Raw genomic sequence first — 16,502 nt, 5'->3', positions numbered from 1 at the left:
CGACAAACATCGTATGGGAAGATTGGTTGGGATATCTTCCCTTGAGGTGTTTGCTTGTCGAAGCTACTGGAGCCGCTGAAAGTCGGCGCATGGACTCTGCCGAATCGTGTCGTCATGGCACCGCTGACGCGGGTGCGTGGAACCGTCGATCATCTGCCGACGCCGATCATGGCCGAGTACTATCGGCAGCGAGCCTCGGCCGGGCTGATTATCTCCGAGGGAACGCCGGTCTCGCCGATGGGTGTGGGATATGCGCAGGTGCCGGGCATCTGGTCGCAGGAACAGGTAGAGCGGTGGAAGCCGGTGACCGCAGCCGTACACGAGGCGGGAGGCAGGATACTCGCGCAGATATGGCATGTGGGGCGTATGTCCGATCCGATGTTTCTCGACGGGCGGCAGCCGGTCTCGGCGAGTGCGATTAAGCCGAGCGGGCACGTCTCGCTGGTCAGGCCGCTGAAGGAGTTTGTGACGCCGCGTGCGCTGGAGTTGGACGAGGTCAAGGGCGTCATCGAGGAGTTCCGCAAGGGAGCGGCGAATGCGCAGGCGGCGGGGTTTGATGGAGTGGAGATTCATGGGGCCAACGGCTATCTGCTGGACCAGTTTTTGCAGTCGGGCACCAATGTGCGGACGGATGAGTACGGCGGTTCGGTGGAGAACCGTGCGCGGCTGATGCTGGAGGTGGCGGATGCGGCGGCTTCGGTGTTTGGGGCCGATCGGGTGGGGATGCACCTGGCTCCGCGCTCGGACGCGCATGGGATCTCGGACGCGAACCCGCGGGAGACGTTTACGTACGTCGCCACGGAGCTGGGCAAGCGCGGGCTGGCGTTTCTGTGTGCGCGGGAGTTCCTCGACAACGATTGGCTGGGGCCTAGCCTGAAGCAGGCGTTCGGCGGGGTGTATATCGCGAATGAGAAGTTCGACCAGGCGCAGGCGGAGCAGGTGATCGAGGCCGGGGAGGCGGATGCGGTGGCGTTTGGGAAGATGTGGATCGCCAATCCGGATCTGGTGCGGCGGTTTGCCGAGGGTGCGCCGTTGAATACGCCGAATCCGGAGACGTTTTATGCGCATGGGCCGGAGGGGTATACGGATTATCCGGCGCTGTAGTTGCCTTTACGCAAAGCGTCGAGAACCGCACGAAGTGCCGGTCTTTCGAGTACAGCACGAAGTGCCCCGGCGTTAGGGCGCACTTGTTGTTGTCTTAATTCAACCGCTGAAGGCGGGCTACGAGCTTCTCGGCTAGTGGCTCGCCGGATTCGGTCCAGAGCAGGCGGCTGGAGATGCCGCAGTGCTTCTCGACCGAGAGCGTGAAGGCCAGCAGCATCTCGATGTTCTGCTTGATGTGCTTGGCGGTGAGGGCCGCATACTCGTTGCCGGGTTCGATCTCGGCCTCGTCGTCGAAGAGCCACGGGGTGTCGAGGCCGAAGTCGATGCGGATGTGGCCGTTCTGCTCGAAGGTGGAGTCGTCGAAGTCGGGGCCGAAGCCGAGGAACTTTACGGTGGTGGGGGTCTGCCGCCAGATGGGGTCGAGGCCGCCGGTCTCTTCGGCGGTGACGCCTTCGGGGGCCCAGAGGCTCCACTTCATCTCGAACTCATAGGCGGTGTCTTCGTGGAGTAGCTCGGTGGCCTCAGCCACGGCGTTTTCGATGATGGACTCTTCGCTCTCGGAGGCTTGGGAGCGGTCGTCGAGGACGTAGAGGCGCTGGTAGGTGGGGGCTTCGTGGAAGCTGATGGGGTAGGCCGCCGCGGCGGAGACGCGCTTGCTCTTGCTGATGAGCGAGAACTGGCGCAGGACTGCGATGAGAGCGGCGGGCAGGGCTTCGAAGCGGAAGTTGGGGAACCAGAGGCTCAGGTAAAGCTGATCGGCCATAGGTTTTAGTTTACAGCTATAGGAGTTTGTTTCCGACCAGCACGCGAAGCAGTAAAAAGGCGTGCGAACGCCCGCCCTCCGCGCAGGAGGCCCGTCCGGCAGGACGTCTTTGCAGTTTTTGCAGAAAGCATACTTCGGGGGCTAAAGCCCACATTGGTGGCGGGTTTTAATGTCCGGGCTAAAGCCCGGACCTACCCCAAAGGCAACAACAAAGACAGAAGCAGATTCCTCCGCTTCGCTCCTGAATGACAACAAAAGAACAAGCAACAACGCCCTTGCGCCGGGCGGGCGGCACTTCGTGCGGTTCTCGACGCTGCGCGTGGCTTGAGGATGAGAAGATAGATCAGGCTTCCAGATGGGTTTGTCGATTGGGAAAGTTCGGGTGGGGTTGCTGGTGGGCGCTGGCCTGCTGGTAGCAATTGTGCTTGGATTCATCGGCTACGCGCACTTCGTTGCGGCACGCTTCGTCAAAGGGCTGCCGGGGCGGTTGGGCATCGACATCAAGCAGACCACGGACAACTTCACCTACTCGCAGTCGCTCAAGGGCAAGACCGTCTTCACCATCCACGCGGCCAAGGCCATCCAGCACAACGACAGCAAGGTGACGCTGCGGGACGTAGGGATCGTCCTCTACGGACGCGAGGGCAACCGCGCCGACCATATATACGGAGACGAGTTCGAGTACGACCAGAAGCTGGGCGTGGCGACGGCCAGCGGTGAGGTCAGAATCGACCTGCAGGCTCCGGCGGCGGCCTTCCACGGCAAGCCCGACGGCGGGGTACACGAGACGGGCGAGGCTGCCGACGGCAAGGATGACAAAGACGCTCGCGTGGTGCATGTGCGGACGCGCGGGCTGGTCTTCCACCAGAAGGAGGGCTTCGCGACGACGCCCGAGCAGATCGACTTTACCTCGGGTGGTATGACGGGCCATGCGCTTGGCGCGCAGTACAACTCCCAGACCGGGGTGATCGTGCTGGACTCGGCCGTACACGTGAGCGGCCTGATGAAGGATCGGTCTGGGGTGCTGACGGCGTCGCACGCGGAGATGGATCAGAAGGCCAATACGGCGGTGTTTACGGGGGCGAAGTATGTCTCGCCGGGGCAGGGGCTGGAGGCCGACCACGCGGTGGTGCATACGGCCAAGGACGGCACTCCGCAGGCGATGGAGACGCAGGGCCACGTGCGTGTGACCGGGCAGGATCGCGGCGCAGTAATGTCGGACCGGATGGACGTGGTGCTGAACGCGAAGGGCAAGCTGGAGTCGAGCCACTTGTACGGCGGGGTGCGGTACGCGGATACGTCCGACGGGCGGGACGCGCAGGGTAGCGCGGCGGATGCGCGGGTCGGCTTCGACGGCGAGGGTCGTGCGCGGCATGTGGACCTGACCGGCGGGGTGACGGGTGAGGAGCGCGGGTCGGCGGCGACGCGGACGATGAGCGCGCAGCATCTGGTGCTGGAACTGGAGCCGCAGGGGACGCGCAGTGTGCTGCGGGATGCGGTGGCTACCGGTGCGGCGAAGGTGCGGGAGGTGGCTCAGGCTGTCGGCAAGGGCAGTGCGACTACTGACATGGCAGGCGATACCTTGACGGCGCACTTCGACGCGGTGAACGGGGAGTCGCGCATCTCGACTGTGCATGGGGCGGGGCATACGGCGCTGCATCAGGTGGCTCGAGATGGGACGGATGAGATCAGCTCAGGCGATACGCTGGAGATGTTGTTCCGCCCGGTGGCTGCGGGTAAGTCCGCAAAAGCTAAGACGGGACTCCAGACCGGCGGTGCTCAGCCGGTTGAAGTGCAGCGGGCGGTGCAGCGGGGTGGAGTGAAGGTGGTGCGTCGGCTTCCGGCCAAGGCGGGTGCGGCGGCTGAAGTGCAGCGGGCGGCGGGCGATGAGGAGACCTACGACGGAGATTCGGATCGGGTGACGCTGCGCGGGCGGGCGCAGGTGGAAGACCCGTCCGGCGCGGTGTATGCCGAGACGGTGACGATGGAGCGCGTGAGCGGCGATGCGACCGCCGAGGGCGGGGTGCGGACGACTTATCTGCAAACCAGCACCAGCGGCGCGCAGAAGAACGAGCCGACTCATGTGCTGGCCGATCATGCCAGCTTCAAGCATGGGCTGGGGACGGCTTACTTTTATGGTGCGGCGCGTCCGGCGCGGCTGTGGCAGGGCGGGTCTCAGGTGGAGGCCCCGGTGCTGGAGTTCGTGCAGGCCGACAAGCGGCTGAAGGCTTACGGCGAAGGTGCAGGCGATGCAGCGGTAGTGCATGGGGTACTGCTGGGGTCTTCCGCCAAGCCCGCCGGGGATAAGACTCAAGCTAGAGGGAACCAGGTGGTGCATGTGGCCAGCCGGGAGCTGGTCTACTCCGACCAACTGCGGCAGGTGGAGCTGAAGGGCCGGGTGCGGGTGGAGGACGCCGACGGGGTGATGGTTTCGGACCACGCGACGGTTTATCTGTCTCCTTCTCAGGCTCCTTCTGCAACGAACAGAGGCTCCGCAGCGTCAAATAAGCCTCCAGCCGATGCTTTTCTCGGAGGTCAGGTCGAGCGCGTGGTCGCTACCGGTGCGGTGCGCGTCGAGCAGCCGGGGCGGCTGGCTGAGGGGCAGCAGTTGGTCTATACGGCGGAGGACAAGACCTTTTTGATGACGGGAACCAAAGCCGCGCCGCCCCGGATCGTGAGCGAGGGGCGGGACAACGAATCGCCGGGTACGATCGTCGGCACCTCGTTGCGGTTTCGCAGTGGGGACGACAGCGTCCTGATCTCGGGCGGCGACGGGCAGGGCGGAGCGCAGCGGGTGAAGACCGAGACGCGGGTTAAAAAGTAAAGTGATGGAAGAGGTTTACGCGGTGAAGACGGGGTCAGGGCAGTGAGCGGGGAGTCAGGAACAGCGGGCAGGGTACTGTCGACCGAGGATATCGGCAAGTCCTACGCCGGACGCGCGGTGGTGCGGGGGGTCTCGCTCCAGATCGCGCAGGGCGAGGTGGTGGGGCTGTTGGGGCCGAACGGCGCGGGTAAGACCACCAGCTTCTACATGATCGTGGGGCTGGTGCGGCCGGACGCGGGCCGGGTGATGGTGGACGACGTGGACATCAGCCGCCTGCCCATGTACCTGCGGGCGCGCAAGCACAAGATCAGCTACCTGCCGCAGGAGCCCTCGATCTTCCGCAAGCTGACGGTCGAGGAGAACATTCTGGCGGTGCTGGAGGCGCAGCAGCTGCCCTGGGAGCGGCGCAAGACCCGGACCGAGCGGCTGATCGAGCAGTTAAACCTGGGCCACGTGCGCAAGACCCGCGGCTACGCTCTGAGCGGAGGCGAACGCCGCCGGGTGGAGATCGCGCGATGTCTTTGCATCGACCCCTCGTTTATCCTGTTGGACGAGCCCTTTTCGGGAATCGACCCCATCGCCGTGCTGGATTTGCAGGAAATTATCTTTGCCCTGAAGGCGAGCGGAATTGGGGTTCTGATTACCGACCATAACGTGCGCGAGACGCTCTCGGTGACCGACCGGGCCTACATCATCAACGAGGGGAAGATCTTCCGAACGGGCACGCCGGGTATGCTGGGACGTGATCCGGAGGTAAAAAGGATCTATCTCGGGGAAAAATTTTCCATGGATTAGGTTGCATTCGACCCTGGATGTGCAATATTTATGCATCTATTTTCACAGAGCGGCGGCTTCCCACTCTTGATTCCAATGTGGGAAACGGCCATGTGCGGCCCCTATCAGCAATGTCCGGCAAGTGTAGACTGTGGCGGAGCAAACCAACGGAGACATTCCTCTGACGGCGATCGGGTGACGTCGATCTCAGATTGTCGAAGGAATTTTCTAGATCTGCAATGCTGGTGGACGAGGAGAGGTAGAGACATTGTTCATGCAACCCAGACTGAATCTGAAGGTCTCGCAACGCCAGGTGCTGACGCCCGGCCTTGTGCAGATGGTCAGTGTGCTGGCGCTGAACAAGCTGGACCTGAAGGAGATGATCAACTCCGAGATGGTGGAGAACCCCGTGCTCGAGGAGCTGGAGGAGTTCGGACCCACCATGGAGGAGATGGATGGGCGCGAGGGTGACCGCGACCGCTCCGTCGCCGAGGTGGCGGCGGAGACCGAACGGGTGGAGAAGGACCCCTTCGACGAGATCGACTTCGGCAGCTACTTTCAGGAGTTTCTGGACCCCGGCTTCAAGACGACCTCGAACTTCGAGGAGTATGACAAGCCCTCGTTTGAACACTTTCTGGCCCAGCCCAGCACGCTGAGCGACCATCTGCTGTGGCAGATCGGGGCGCAGACGCTGTCGCCGGTGCTGCGTGCGGCGGTGGAGCTGGTGATCGGCAACCTGGACGGGAACGGCTACCTGACGGCGAGCGACGAGGAGCTGGCCGAGGCCCTGGCGGCCGAGGTGCATGGTCCGATCCGGCTGGACCCGATTCCGTTTGAGCGTGGGGCGCGGGCTAAGCCGGAACTGGCTGAGGAGGAAGAGGTGCTCGACTCGGTGGCAGCCGCTGCTCCTAAGCCGAAGTCTCTGGATGCGGAGCTGGTCATTATCGTCCGCGCGCGGGAGCTGGTGAACCAGCTTGATCCCCTGGGGGTCGGCGCGCGCGACCTGCGCGAGTGCCTGCTGGTGCAGATTGCGGCGCAGCGGCGCGAGGCCGAGACGGTGGCGGCGCGGCGCAGGGAGCTGGCGTCGGCAGAGGCGGAAGAGGGTCTGGAGGAGCTTACGGATGAGGTGGCTCCGCCGCAGAGCCGCTTCGACGTCTTCGAGACGGCGGCGCATATTGTGACGAACTGCCTGCCGCTGCTGCTGAAGAAGGACATGCGTGAGCTGACCAAGAGCTGCGGGCGCACGGCCGAGGAGGTGCAGGCCGCGGTGGAGTACATCCGCACGCTGGACCCCAGGCCGGGGCAGCGGTACGCGCAGAACGATACGCGGCTGATCGAGCCGGATGTGGCGTTCGTGAAGCGCGACGACCAGTACGTCGTGCTGATGAACGAGGAGGACATGCCCACGCTGCGACTGAACCAGGGCTATCGGAAGATGCTGCGGCAGAAACAGACGGACAAGGACGTCCGCGAGTATGTGAAGGAGCGGTACAAGTCGGCGATCCAGCTTCTCAGAAACATCGAGCAGCGGAAGAACACGATTGTGCGGACCTGCGAGGTGATCGTCAGGCGGCAGCAGGAGTTCCTGGAGCATGGGGAGCAGTCGCTGAAGCCGATGATGATTAAGGAAGTGGCCGAGGAGATCGGAGTGCACCCTTCGACGGTGAGCCGCGCGGTGGCGAACAAGTATGTGCACACGTCGCAGGGGGTGTATGAGCTGCGGTTCTTCTTCTCGGAGGGCGTGAACGGCCCTGAGGGCGGCGACCTGCCGTTGGTGCTGCTGAAGCGAAAGGTGAAGAAGCTGATCGAAGAGGAAGACCCGCGCAAGCCGCTGACCGACGACCAGTTGGCCGCGCAACTCAAGTCCGAGGGGATCAATGTGACTCGGCGGACGGTGGCGAAGTACAGGGAAGACCAGCAGATTCCAAGCACTCACCAGCGTCGCGTTCGATAAATTGCTGTCTGGAAAGATTTCCACGGATCAGGAACAGGTGGGGATTGGCTTGTTCTTGTCCGTCTTATCCGGGATTTTCCGTGTTTTTTTTGGATGACTTTATCTCCGGAGGCAAGGAGTTTTGAACAACAACGGAGTGCATCGACGGCATCGGAGGGTATAGATTGTGTTGCAGTGAGGTGAACTGATGAACGTTGAGTACACCGGACGATGCACGACCGTTACGTCGAAGTTGAAGAAGCAGGCGGAAGCGGGGTTGTTGAGGATTGAGCGAATCGTGGGCAGGATGGTGAGTGTCCATGTGATTCTGACCGGGGAAAAGTACCGGCAGATCGCGGAAGTAACGATGAAGACCGGGGATCAGAGCCTGGTTGCGTTGTGTGAGGGGACAGAGATGGCGGTGGCCCTGCATGACGCGCTGCGGTGCCTGGAGCAGCAGGCGATTCGCAGTCAGCAGCGCCGAACGACCCTGAAGCGACATCCGAAGTCAGTGCCCAGCCTGGTGGTGGAGATGGATCAGGCGGCGGCCTCTTAGGTGCTGCGGTGTAGATAAGTAAGTGGTATGGGGGATTTCCGTTGGTCGGCAGCGGATATCGTTAGCTGCCGACCAATGGAAGGCCCTCAGAAGATAACTCCCCCGTGCCGCCCCGAGAACGGTACGAAGTACCTGCTACGATCTCTGCATGAGCCGCAAGCCAGCCGCGAAGACTGTAAAGGCAGCGAGCAAGACTGCCCTGAAGAAGACTGCCAAAAGTTCCTCCAAAAAGATTGCGAAAAAAACTGCGGCTGAGGGCTATCTCGAGGCCCACGGCGAGTTGGTGATCCTGACCGGTATGTCCGGCTCGGGCAAGCTCTCGGCGCTGAAGGCGTTTGAGGATCTGGGTTACTACTCGGTGGACAACCTGCCGCTGGAGTTGATTCCGCGCTTCGCCGATCTGGTGCGCCAGTCCAATGAGATTACCCGCGCGGCGCTGGTGGTGGACGTGCGCGAGGGGATGCGGCTGGATAAGTTTCCCGCGATCCTGAAGCAGGTGCGCAAGGTGCTGCCGACGAAGGTGGTCTTCCTCGAAGCCAGCGAAGACGCGCTGGTGCGGCGGTTTTCGGAGACGCGCAGACCGCATCCGATGGGGCTGGCCAAGCGCGCGCGCGACCACGGCAAAGAGGTGACCGAGACGGTGCTCGAGTCGATCCGCTCGGAGCGCAAGCGGCTGGACCCGATCCGCAACGTCGCCGATATCCTGCTCGATACGACGAAGTTCAACGTGCACGAGCTGCGTGCGCACATCCACGCGCAGTTCGAGGACAAGGGCGAGAGCGACCGCAACCTGACGATCCAGTCGATGAGCTTCGGCTTCAAGAACGGCGTGCCGACGGATGCGGATCTCGTTTTCGACGTGCGGTTTCTGCCCAATCCGCACTTCATCCCCGAGTTCCGCCCGCTGACCGGCAGGGACGCCCAGGTGGCGAAGTACGTGATGAGCTTTCCGCAGACGAAGGAGTTTCTCGACAAGACCACCGAGATGCTCGACTTCCTGCTGCCGCACTACATCAAGGAGGGCAAGAGCTACCTGACGGTGGCCTTCGGGTGCACGGGCGGGCAGCACCGTTCGGTCTTCATCGCCGAGGAGATGAAGCGGCGGCTCGAAGGCAGTGGTTATAGGGTCAAAAGCTCGCACCGGGATATGCCGCGGTGAAGATGCAGGCCAGGCTGCCGGGACGCGGCAATGAGCTACCGTGTGCTGACCACCGAACGAGATGCTGCACTGGAGATCGAAAGTTTCTTCCTGAGAAAACGCTTGAAATGATTCAGAGGGATTTCTATCAGGACGGATAATGCGATGGTGACAAGAAGGAGGGCGATTTTCTGGATATTGCTGGTTCGGTCATAGGGAATATAAGCCACGAACAGCATCAGCAAAGGCAGATGAAAGAGATAAAGGGAAAATGTCCCATCGGCAATCCTGCGAATTATCGGAATGACGGCATGGTCTTTTCTCAGCTTCGATCGTTCCAGCAGAAGAAGTAGGTAGAGCAAGAGAAGGCCGGTTGGAACTCCCACCACATAGGCGTGAAAGCTTGCACGTTGTAGAAGGTGCAAGCCATGATCCTTGCTCCAATGAAGTAGACCTGTGAGGCTTGAGTGCGGCATCGTCGCAGCAACTCGATGGCCCAAGCTACGCAGGACGGGGCGCAAAAGCACAACCGCAATGAGCCCGGTGGCGAAGATGCCGGTAAGATAGGAGAGCGAGTTTCGCTGGGTGCGCAGTTTTTGATAGAGATCGTGAATCAAGCAGCCAAAGAGCCACAGAGGAAGGAGAAAGAGAATGGGAGGTCCGACGAAGAGTGCCAGGGCGACAAGCGAAACCCATCGCACCCAGCCTCTGCCGAAGAACGCCAGACCGTAAAAGCAATAGTAGGAGAATTCATAGCACAGAGACCAGAACACAGAGTTGAAGCTGACCGGAAAGTCAAAGCCCCATATCTCTGCGGTAAAGGTGAGATTTGCCAAAGTTTGCGGAGCAATTTTTCTCAGGTCGAATTCGACGATACTTCCTAACCGTGTGGAAGGGAACAGGTGCAGCACGAAAGCCGCCAGGAGAGTAAATAAAACGGCAGGTACGGTCACCGAGTACAGGCGTGAGAAGCGATCAATTGCGTAATCTCGAGCCTCAATCGGGCGGACCTTTGTGATCAGGCGAATCACAAAGCCGGAGAGAACAAAGAAGACTGCCACTGCACTCAGCGCAAGTTTCAGGAGATAAGGCCAGTGCAGGGAGAAAGGGTAGTTGGATAAGTGGCCGACAACGACTGCAACTGCTGCTCCAAACCGAATGACATCCAGCGCAATGGAACCTGCCGGCGTGAGTGGCCGCGCCTGCGTAGCTTGTTTTTGCAGTCGCATTCCTTCCGATCTCTCCCGGTTGAGTAAACTGGCGCTTTTGAGTTTTGCCAATTAGTGTTTGGGGGATTGATATGTAGTTCGCACGAACATTCTCTATCGACGCGGCTTCGCAAGGTGAGCATAGCACAGCGGCTTTTGGAGATGCGCGGTTTTTATGAGTGGATTACTCATGCGTAGAATAATCTGGTGCGGATCGGCTTAGATATCGACGGAGTGCAGATTTGAAGCGGGTCTGGCGGCTGCTGCTGTACGGAGTCCCCTACGCGCTCTACTCGCTGGGCTCCGTGCTGCTGATGGCTATGGTGGGGCTGATGGCGGCGTTTCGTGTGCTGTTGGTCAAGCCTATTTTCGATAAGGTGTTGCAGCCCGATGCTCCGCCGGATGACCTGCTGCGGTTCTCGATTCCGCATGTGCAGCGGCAGATCGACCTGCACTTTCTGGTGCCTAGCCAACTGCATAACGCCTGGACGGTGGTGGCCTATGCGCTGATCGCGTCGGCCATCGTGAAGTCGGTTTGCGACTACGCGGGCACCTACCTGGTGAACTACGCGGGCTTCGGCATGATTACCGACCTGCGCAACGACCTCTACGACGCGGTGCTGCGGCGGTCGATGGCGTTCTTCCAGAAGCACACCACGGGCACGCTGCTCTCGACGCTCATCAACGATATCGAGCGCGTGCAGACGGCGATGTCCGCCGTGCTGGGCGATTTCTTGCAGCAGTTTTTCACTTTTCTTTTTATGGCCGCGGTGGTGGTCATCAACGGCGGCAAGCTGGCCTGGGTGCTGCTGCTGTTTGTGCCGGTAGTTATCTCGTCGGCGCGGCGCATCGGGCGCAGCGTGCGCTCCACCACGCGTAAGGGCCAGGACAAGCTGGCCGAGATCCAGAACATCCTGCACGAAACCATCACAGGCAACAGCATCGTGAAGGCGTTCGGCATGGAGATCTGGGAGATGAAGCGGTTTCGCCGGGCGGCGCGGCGGCTCTTCACCGCGAACCTCAAGGCGATCAGCGTGCAGGCCATCAGCTCGCCCCTGATGGATGCTATCGGCTCCATCGGCATCGCGCTGTTGCTGCTGCTGGGCCGCGATCGCATCAAGCTACACCAGATGACCGAAGGCTCGTTCATCGCGTTTCTGATTGCGACGTTCACGCTCTACGATCCGGTGCGCAAGTTCGCGCTCTTCTACAACAGCTTCCAGCAGGCGCTGGGCGCGAGCGAGGCCATCTTCGAGTTCATGGACGCGCAGGACGACGTGCGCGAGAAGCGCAAAGCGCCTGAGCTGAAGGGCTTCCACGAGGAGATTCGTTTTGAGAACGTGGGCTTTGCCTACGAGGACAACGGCGAGATGAAGCCGGTGCTGCACGGCATCGACCTGGCGGTGCAGCGCGGCGAGGTGATTGCGCTGGTGGGGCCGAGCGGCGCGGGCAAGTCGTCTCTGGTGAATCTGATTCCGCGCTTCTTCGATGTGGCCTCGGGGCGCATCCTGATCGACGGGCATGACCTGCGCGATGTGACGATTGCGTCACTGCGCGAGCAGATCGGCAAGGTGACGCAGGAGACGGTGCTCTTCAACGACACCGTGCGGAATAACATTGCTTACGGCCAGCCGGATGTGCCTCTGAAGGATGTAGAGTCAGCCGCGAAGATGGCGCTGGCGCACGATTTCATCCTGCGGATGCCGGAGGGGTACGACACGAAGATCGGCGAGAAGGGCGTGCGGCTGAGCGGCGGCGAGCGGCAGCGGCTGGCGATTGCGCGGGCCATCCTGAAGAACGCGCCGGTGCTGATCTTGGACGAGGCGACCAGCGCGCTCGACGCGGAGAGTGAGAAGTTTGTGCAGGCGGCGCTGGCGAACCTGATGCAGGGGCGCACGGTGTTCGTGATCGCGCACCGGCTCTCGACCGTGCGGCGGGCCACGCGGATCGTGGTGCTGGAGCACGGGCGCATCACCGAGATGGGGACGCACGAGCAGTTGCTGGCGCGGATGGGGACGTATCGGCGGCTGCACGATCTTCAGTTCCAGGACGATAGTGATGTGGAGGGTGTGGCATGAGTTCTGCAAATCCGGTTCGGTCGATGACGGGCTTTGCTACGGCGCGTGGAGCGTCCGGGGAGGTGGGTTTCGCGTTGACGTTGAAGAGCGTGAACCATCGTCATCTGGACCTGCTGGTGCGGGTGCCGAACGGTCTGGAGGGGCTGGAAGCGGCTCTGCGCAAGACGCTGAAGGAGCGGCTGCGGCGCGGGCATGTGGAGTTTGGGCTTCAGCTTGAGAAGGCCACGGCTGGCGGGCGTCTGGAGTTGAACGAGGCTCTGCTGGCCTCGTATGCGGAGGTCTACCGGCGTGCCTCGGGTCTGTTGGGATTGAGTGGTGATCCGGAAGTACACGAGCTGCTGCGGATGCCTGGCGTGATCGCGGCTGAGGCAGTGAGGGCGGAGGATGCCGAGATGGCTGCGGCGGTGCTGGCTGCCGTGCCGGAGCTGGTGGACCGCTTCGACGCGGTGCGCGCCGCTGAGGGCGAGGCGCTGCGGCTGGAGCTGCTGGCTGGAATGGGGCGCATCGAGGCCGTGGTGGACGAGGTGACGCGGCTGCGCGGGAGCATCGCCGAGACGCAGGTGGGTCGGCTGCGCACGCGGCTGGCGGAGTTGCTCGAAGGAGCCGGGGTTCAGGTGGCTGAGGAGCGCATCCTGATCGAGGCGTCGATGCTGGCCGAACGCGGCGACGTGGAGGAGGAGTTGGTGCGGCTCAGGACGCACGTGGGCCGGTTCGTGGAGTTGCTGGAGGCGGGCGGCGAGCTGGGGCGGCAGCTCGATTTCCTGTTGCAGGAGCTGAACCGCGAGGCCAACACTCTGCTCTCGAAGACGGGGGGAGCCGCCGGGGAGGCCGGGCTGCGCATTACCGATTTGGGTTTACAGGTGAAGGTTGAACTGGAACGGGCCAGGGAACAGGTGCAGAATCTGGAGTAGTTTTCCGGCTAAGCAGCTACACTGACAACAACATGGCAGGCATTCTTTTCATCATCTCGGCCCCGTCGGGCTCGGGGAAATCAACGCTGGTGACGCAGTTGCGGACACTGGTCGAGGGGCTGGACTTTTCGGTCTCCTACACGACGCGCGCGCCGCGTGGCTCGGAAGAGAACGGGCGCGAGTACCACTTCACCACCCGCGAGAACTTCGAGCGGATGATCGCCGCGGGCGAGTTTTTGGAGTACGCCGAGGTCTTCGGCAACTACTACGGCACGGCGCTTTCGGCGCTCGATCATGCGCGGATTGCGGGCAAGGACCTGCTGCTCGATATCGACGTGCAGGGCGCGGTGCAGATCATGCAGAAGCTGCCGTCGGCGGTCTCGATTTTTATTTTGCCACCTAGCCCCGAGGTGCTGGAGATGCGTCTGCGCAACCGCAGCGAGGCCGAGAACATGACCTCCGAGGAGGTCATCGGGCGGCGTCTGAGCGAGGCGCGCAAGGAGCTAAACCGGCTGCGCGAGTACAAGTACGCGCTGGTGAACGATGTTCTGGACCAAGCTGTGACGGAGATGAAGGCGATCGTGCTCACCGAGCGTGGGCAGGGGGACGGGGTGCAGGCGATGGCCGCGAGCTGCCGTACCGATGCCGCTTCGAGCCGTCTTCAGGCGGCGCTTGCGAGCTTTGCCCGGAGCTAAAGCGGGACTAAAAGAGTTAGGGACTCGTTATCCACTATCGTTTTTTGTGGTAGCGGCCGATGTTTAGGGGTAGAGTCGAAGTCACCGAGGTAAATCTATGACGACAGACAATGCTCTGTTCAACAAGTACAGCTTGGTCAAGGGTGCTGCTCGCCGTGCGCGGCAGCTACAGTCAGGCGCTCCTCCGCTGACGGCTTCAAAGTCGATGAAGGCGTGCCGTGTGGCGCAGGATGAGATTCGCGCCGGGCAGGTGACGTTCGTGCTGAACGAGCGCATCGTGGCTCCGGCAGTCGACACTCTTATCTAGCACTTCGTGCCGTTCTGGGGGCGATATGGGCGAGTAATCTGCTGAGGGCCTTCTGCTGGTCGGCAGCGAGCATCTGCTTTTACTTGGCTCGGTTTCCTCAGGCCGATTGCTGTAGGCTGGCAAGATGGCGGTCGAAAAGCAGAACGATGCGGTGCGTGCGTATCTCGAGTACTTCCGGGATATGGGCGTGCATGACTTCTATCGGAACGGTGAGCCGGTCGAGCTGGAGCAGGTGCTTTCTGCTCAACCTGAGGCTCTACCCGAGCCACCGATGCCTGTGGTCAGGGAACGCGTTGCGGCGGCTCCCGTAGTGCGCACACCTGTTTTGCCTGATCCTGCGTTGCAGGCTCCCGCTCCACCTGCCTCTGTTCTACGTGCGCCTGCCGTGCGTCCTCCGGCACCGCCACCCGCGCCTGTTCCCTCTGCGTTTAGTGATTCCATGGCCAAACCAGTTCCGCTTCACAGCCTCATCCGCCTGCCCACGACGCGGATCGCGCCCGCCGACCGTGCTGCTGCCCTGCGTGCCATCCAAGAGGATATCGGCGACTGCACACGCTGTCCGCTGGCCTATGCGGGACGTCGGAAGATTGTCTTCGCCGACGGCGATCCCAACGCGCGGCTCATGTTTGTGGGCGAGGGGCCGGGCGCGGATGAAGATGCCAGCGGCATCCCCTTCGTGGGCAAGGCCGGACAGTTGCTGAACAACATGATTACGGCGATGGGCCTCAAGCGCGAAGAGGTTTACATCGCGAACATCGTCAAATGCCGCCCGCCGGGCAATCGCAACCCCGAGCCGGTCGAGGCCGAGACTTGCAGGCCGTTTCTCGCACGGCAGATCGACGTGGTGCAGCCGGAGTTCATCGTGGCTCTGGGGGCCACGGCGGCGACCTACCTGCTGGGGGTACGGCAGTCGCTGACCTCGCTGCGGGGTACGTGGCGTCAGAGTCGCGGGGCCAGGGTGCTGGTGACCTATCACCCGGCGTTCCTGCTGCGCGATCCGCGCCAGAAGGGCGAGGCGTGGAAGGACCTGCAGATGGTGATGGCGGAGATGGGGCTCAAGGGGCCGAAGAAGGCTTAGGCAAAAAACACGCGAAGCGCCGAGAACCGCACGAAGTGCCGCCGCCCGGCGTTAGGGCGCTTTTGTCGTTGTTTCTAGATGTACCGGGCCTGCTCCCGCAGCTTCTTCGCCTGCGATGTCTTGTGCTGCTCATCAAGGACGGCGGCGCGCAGCAGCATGGTCTCGCGTAGCTGCTGCCGGTAGTTCGCGGACTTATCCACTTCGGCCTCATTCTGTAGCAGGCTGCGGATGATCTCTTCGGCCGCAAGGCAGTCCTTCTCCGCGCCCCGCAGGTTGTTCGTCAGCGAGCGGATCTCGGCGCGGGTGATGAAGGCGGTGGCGGCGGCGGGCGAGTGGTGCATCACGTCGGGGTTCAGGTCGACGAAGCGGGAGACGGCCTCTTCGCCGAGCTGGCTGGCCTCGGGCTTGCGCTTGGCGGCGATCAGCGCCAGGACGAGGTCGTTGTACGCCGTAGCATGGACGCCTGTCTCGAAGCGCGGGGAGAAACGGTTCGCCATAGCGAGCGCCTCTTGGCACGCGGCCACGGCGTCAGCGGAGTTCTGGGCCGAGAGCGTCTGGCAGCGGGCGTGCAGCGGCTCGAAGGCCGCGTCGATCTTCTGGTCGGTATCCGGCGGCAGCTCTTTCAGGTTGAAATTGACGCTGGTGGTGATGATGGCCGGGGTTGGCTTGCCGTCGGTGAGCAGGGGACGGTAGGCGGCGTGCCGGTAGGCATCTACGGCGGCCTGGCGCAGCGGCTCGGGACCGGAGACGGCGCGCACGCCGATCACCTCGCCCTTGGCCGAGACGTTGATCTCGAGCACGACGACGCCCTGGATGCGCGCCTTCTTGGCCTCCTCGGGATAGACCACCGAGGGCGGGGTGATGGGCTCGTCGTTCAGCGTCGCGGCGGCAGACGGCTGGGCGGAGACGGCCTGAGCGGCGGCCCGGGCGGGAGAGCCGGAGGAGGCGAGGAGGAGGGCGATCGGGAGGAGTGCTTTCAAGCGGAGGCTTCCTGGTTCCGGAGACGTTACGGAATCTTCGACCGACAGAATAACGCAGCGAGGTGAAAGGCGTATGAGATATGCTCCCTACCCGTCTACTTCAGGGGCTCTCTGCCTGAACTTCGGGCTAATCTGCATAGGCTACAATTTTGC

At 62.3% G+C, this 16,502-nt stretch carries 14 protein-coding genes; 11 read left to right on the top strand and 3 right to left on the bottom strand.

Annotated elements, in window-relative coordinates:
• The first annotated feature begins 54 nt into the window (after positions 1 to 54).
• Positions 55 to 1,104, top strand: a complete 1,050-nt coding sequence (locus tag FTO74_RS13530; RefSeq protein WP_162538616.1) for an alkene reductase — start codon at positions 55 to 57, stop codon at positions 1,102 to 1,104.
• Between the two features lie 94 nt (positions 1,105 to 1,198).
• Here FTO74_RS13530 and FTO74_RS13525 read toward each other — a convergent pair whose 3' ends face one another.
• On the bottom strand, positions 1,199 to 1,867 hold the full coding sequence (locus tag FTO74_RS13525; protein WP_162538615.1) for a hypothetical protein: 669 nt from the start codon (positions 1,865 to 1,867) through the stop codon (positions 1,199 to 1,201).
• A 355-nt stretch (positions 1,868 to 2,222) separates the two neighbouring features.
• Here FTO74_RS13525 and FTO74_RS13520 point away from each other — a divergent pair, with 355 nt between their 5' ends.
• The 5 genes from FTO74_RS13520 (at position 2,223) to rapZ (ending at position 9,113) form a co-directional block, all read left to right on the top strand.
• A complete protein-coding gene (locus tag FTO74_RS13520; RefSeq protein WP_162538614.1) occupies positions 2,223 to 4,691 on the top strand; it encodes a hypothetical protein in 2,469 nt (822 codons plus the stop codon).
• 42 nt (positions 4,692 to 4,733) lie between these two features.
• Complete coding sequence (gene lptB / locus FTO74_RS13515) at positions 4,734 to 5,486, top strand: LPS export ABC transporter ATP-binding protein (RefSeq protein ID WP_255462267.1); 753 nt, start codon at positions 4,734 to 4,736, stop codon at positions 5,484 to 5,486.
• Positions 5,487 to 5,733: 247 nt separating this feature from the next.
• Positions 5,734 to 7,419 (top strand): RNA polymerase factor sigma-54, encoded by a 1,686-nt coding sequence (rpoN, locus tag FTO74_RS13510; protein WP_162538613.1) that lies wholly within the window; start codon positions 5,734 to 5,736, stop codon positions 7,417 to 7,419.
• A 187-nt stretch (positions 7,420 to 7,606) separates the two neighbouring features.
• The gene (gene raiA / locus FTO74_RS13505; protein ID WP_162538612.1) at positions 7,607 to 7,954 is read left to right on the top strand and encodes a ribosome-associated translation inhibitor RaiA; all 348 of its coding nucleotides are present in this window, start codon (positions 7,607 to 7,609) and stop codon (positions 7,952 to 7,954) included.
• 148 nt (positions 7,955 to 8,102) lie between these two features.
• A complete protein-coding gene (gene rapZ / locus FTO74_RS13500; protein WP_162538611.1) occupies positions 8,103 to 9,113 on the top strand; it encodes an RNase adapter RapZ in 1,011 nt (336 codons plus the stop codon).
• 35 nt (positions 9,114 to 9,148) lie between these two features.
• Here rapZ and FTO74_RS13495 read toward each other — a convergent pair whose 3' ends face one another.
• Positions 9,149 to 10,321, bottom strand: a complete 1,173-nt coding sequence (locus FTO74_RS13495; protein WP_162538610.1) for an acyltransferase — start codon at positions 10,319 to 10,321, stop codon at positions 9,149 to 9,151.
• Between the two features lie 221 nt (positions 10,322 to 10,542).
• Here FTO74_RS13495 and FTO74_RS13490 point away from each other — a divergent pair, with 221 nt between their 5' ends.
• From FTO74_RS13490 to FTO74_RS13470, 5 genes are all read left to right on the top strand, one after another.
• Positions 10,543 to 12,378 (top strand): ABC transporter ATP-binding protein, encoded by a 1,836-nt coding sequence (locus FTO74_RS13490; RefSeq protein WP_255462266.1) that lies wholly within the window; start codon positions 10,543 to 10,545, stop codon positions 12,376 to 12,378.
• Positions 12,375 to 13,289: a YicC/YloC family endoribonuclease gene (locus FTO74_RS13485; RefSeq protein WP_162538609.1), complete on the top strand. Its 915-nt coding sequence runs from the start codon at positions 12,375 to 12,377 to the stop codon at positions 13,287 to 13,289. Before FTO74_RS13490 ends, FTO74_RS13485 begins: the two co-directional genes overlap by 4 nt.
• Positions 13,290 to 13,321: 32 nt before the next feature.
• The gene (gene gmk, locus FTO74_RS13480; RefSeq protein WP_162538608.1) at positions 13,322 to 13,984 is read left to right on the top strand and encodes a guanylate kinase; all 663 of its coding nucleotides are present in this window, start codon (positions 13,322 to 13,324) and stop codon (positions 13,982 to 13,984) included.
• A 97-nt stretch (positions 13,985 to 14,081) separates the two neighbouring features.
• Positions 14,082 to 14,291, top strand: coding sequence for a DNA-directed RNA polymerase subunit omega (gene rpoZ, locus FTO74_RS13475; RefSeq protein ID WP_162538607.1), 210 nt, complete (start codon positions 14,082 to 14,084; stop codon positions 14,289 to 14,291).
• 124 nt (positions 14,292 to 14,415) lie between these two features.
• Positions 14,416 to 15,369 carry a uracil-DNA glycosylase gene (locus tag FTO74_RS13470; RefSeq protein WP_162538606.1) on the top strand — a complete coding sequence of 318 codons (954 nt, stop codon included), beginning with the start codon at positions 14,416 to 14,418 and terminating at the stop codon, positions 15,367 to 15,369.
• 74 nt (positions 15,370 to 15,443) lie between these two features.
• Here FTO74_RS13470 and FTO74_RS13465 read toward each other — a convergent pair whose 3' ends face one another.
• A complete protein-coding gene (locus FTO74_RS13465) occupies positions 15,444 to 16,349 on the bottom strand; it encodes an energy transducer TonB (protein ID WP_162538605.1) in 906 nt (301 codons plus the stop codon).
• Positions 16,350 to 16,502: the final 153 nt, after the last annotated feature.

Origin of the sequence: Granulicella sp. WH15 (assembly GCF_009914315.1) — a bacterium.
In the GTDB taxonomy this organism is placed as follows: domain Bacteria; phylum Acidobacteriota; class Terriglobia; order Terriglobales; family Acidobacteriaceae; genus Edaphobacter.
Note: the sequence above shows the minus strand (reverse complement) of the source record. Positions and strands in the feature narration are given on the sequence as shown.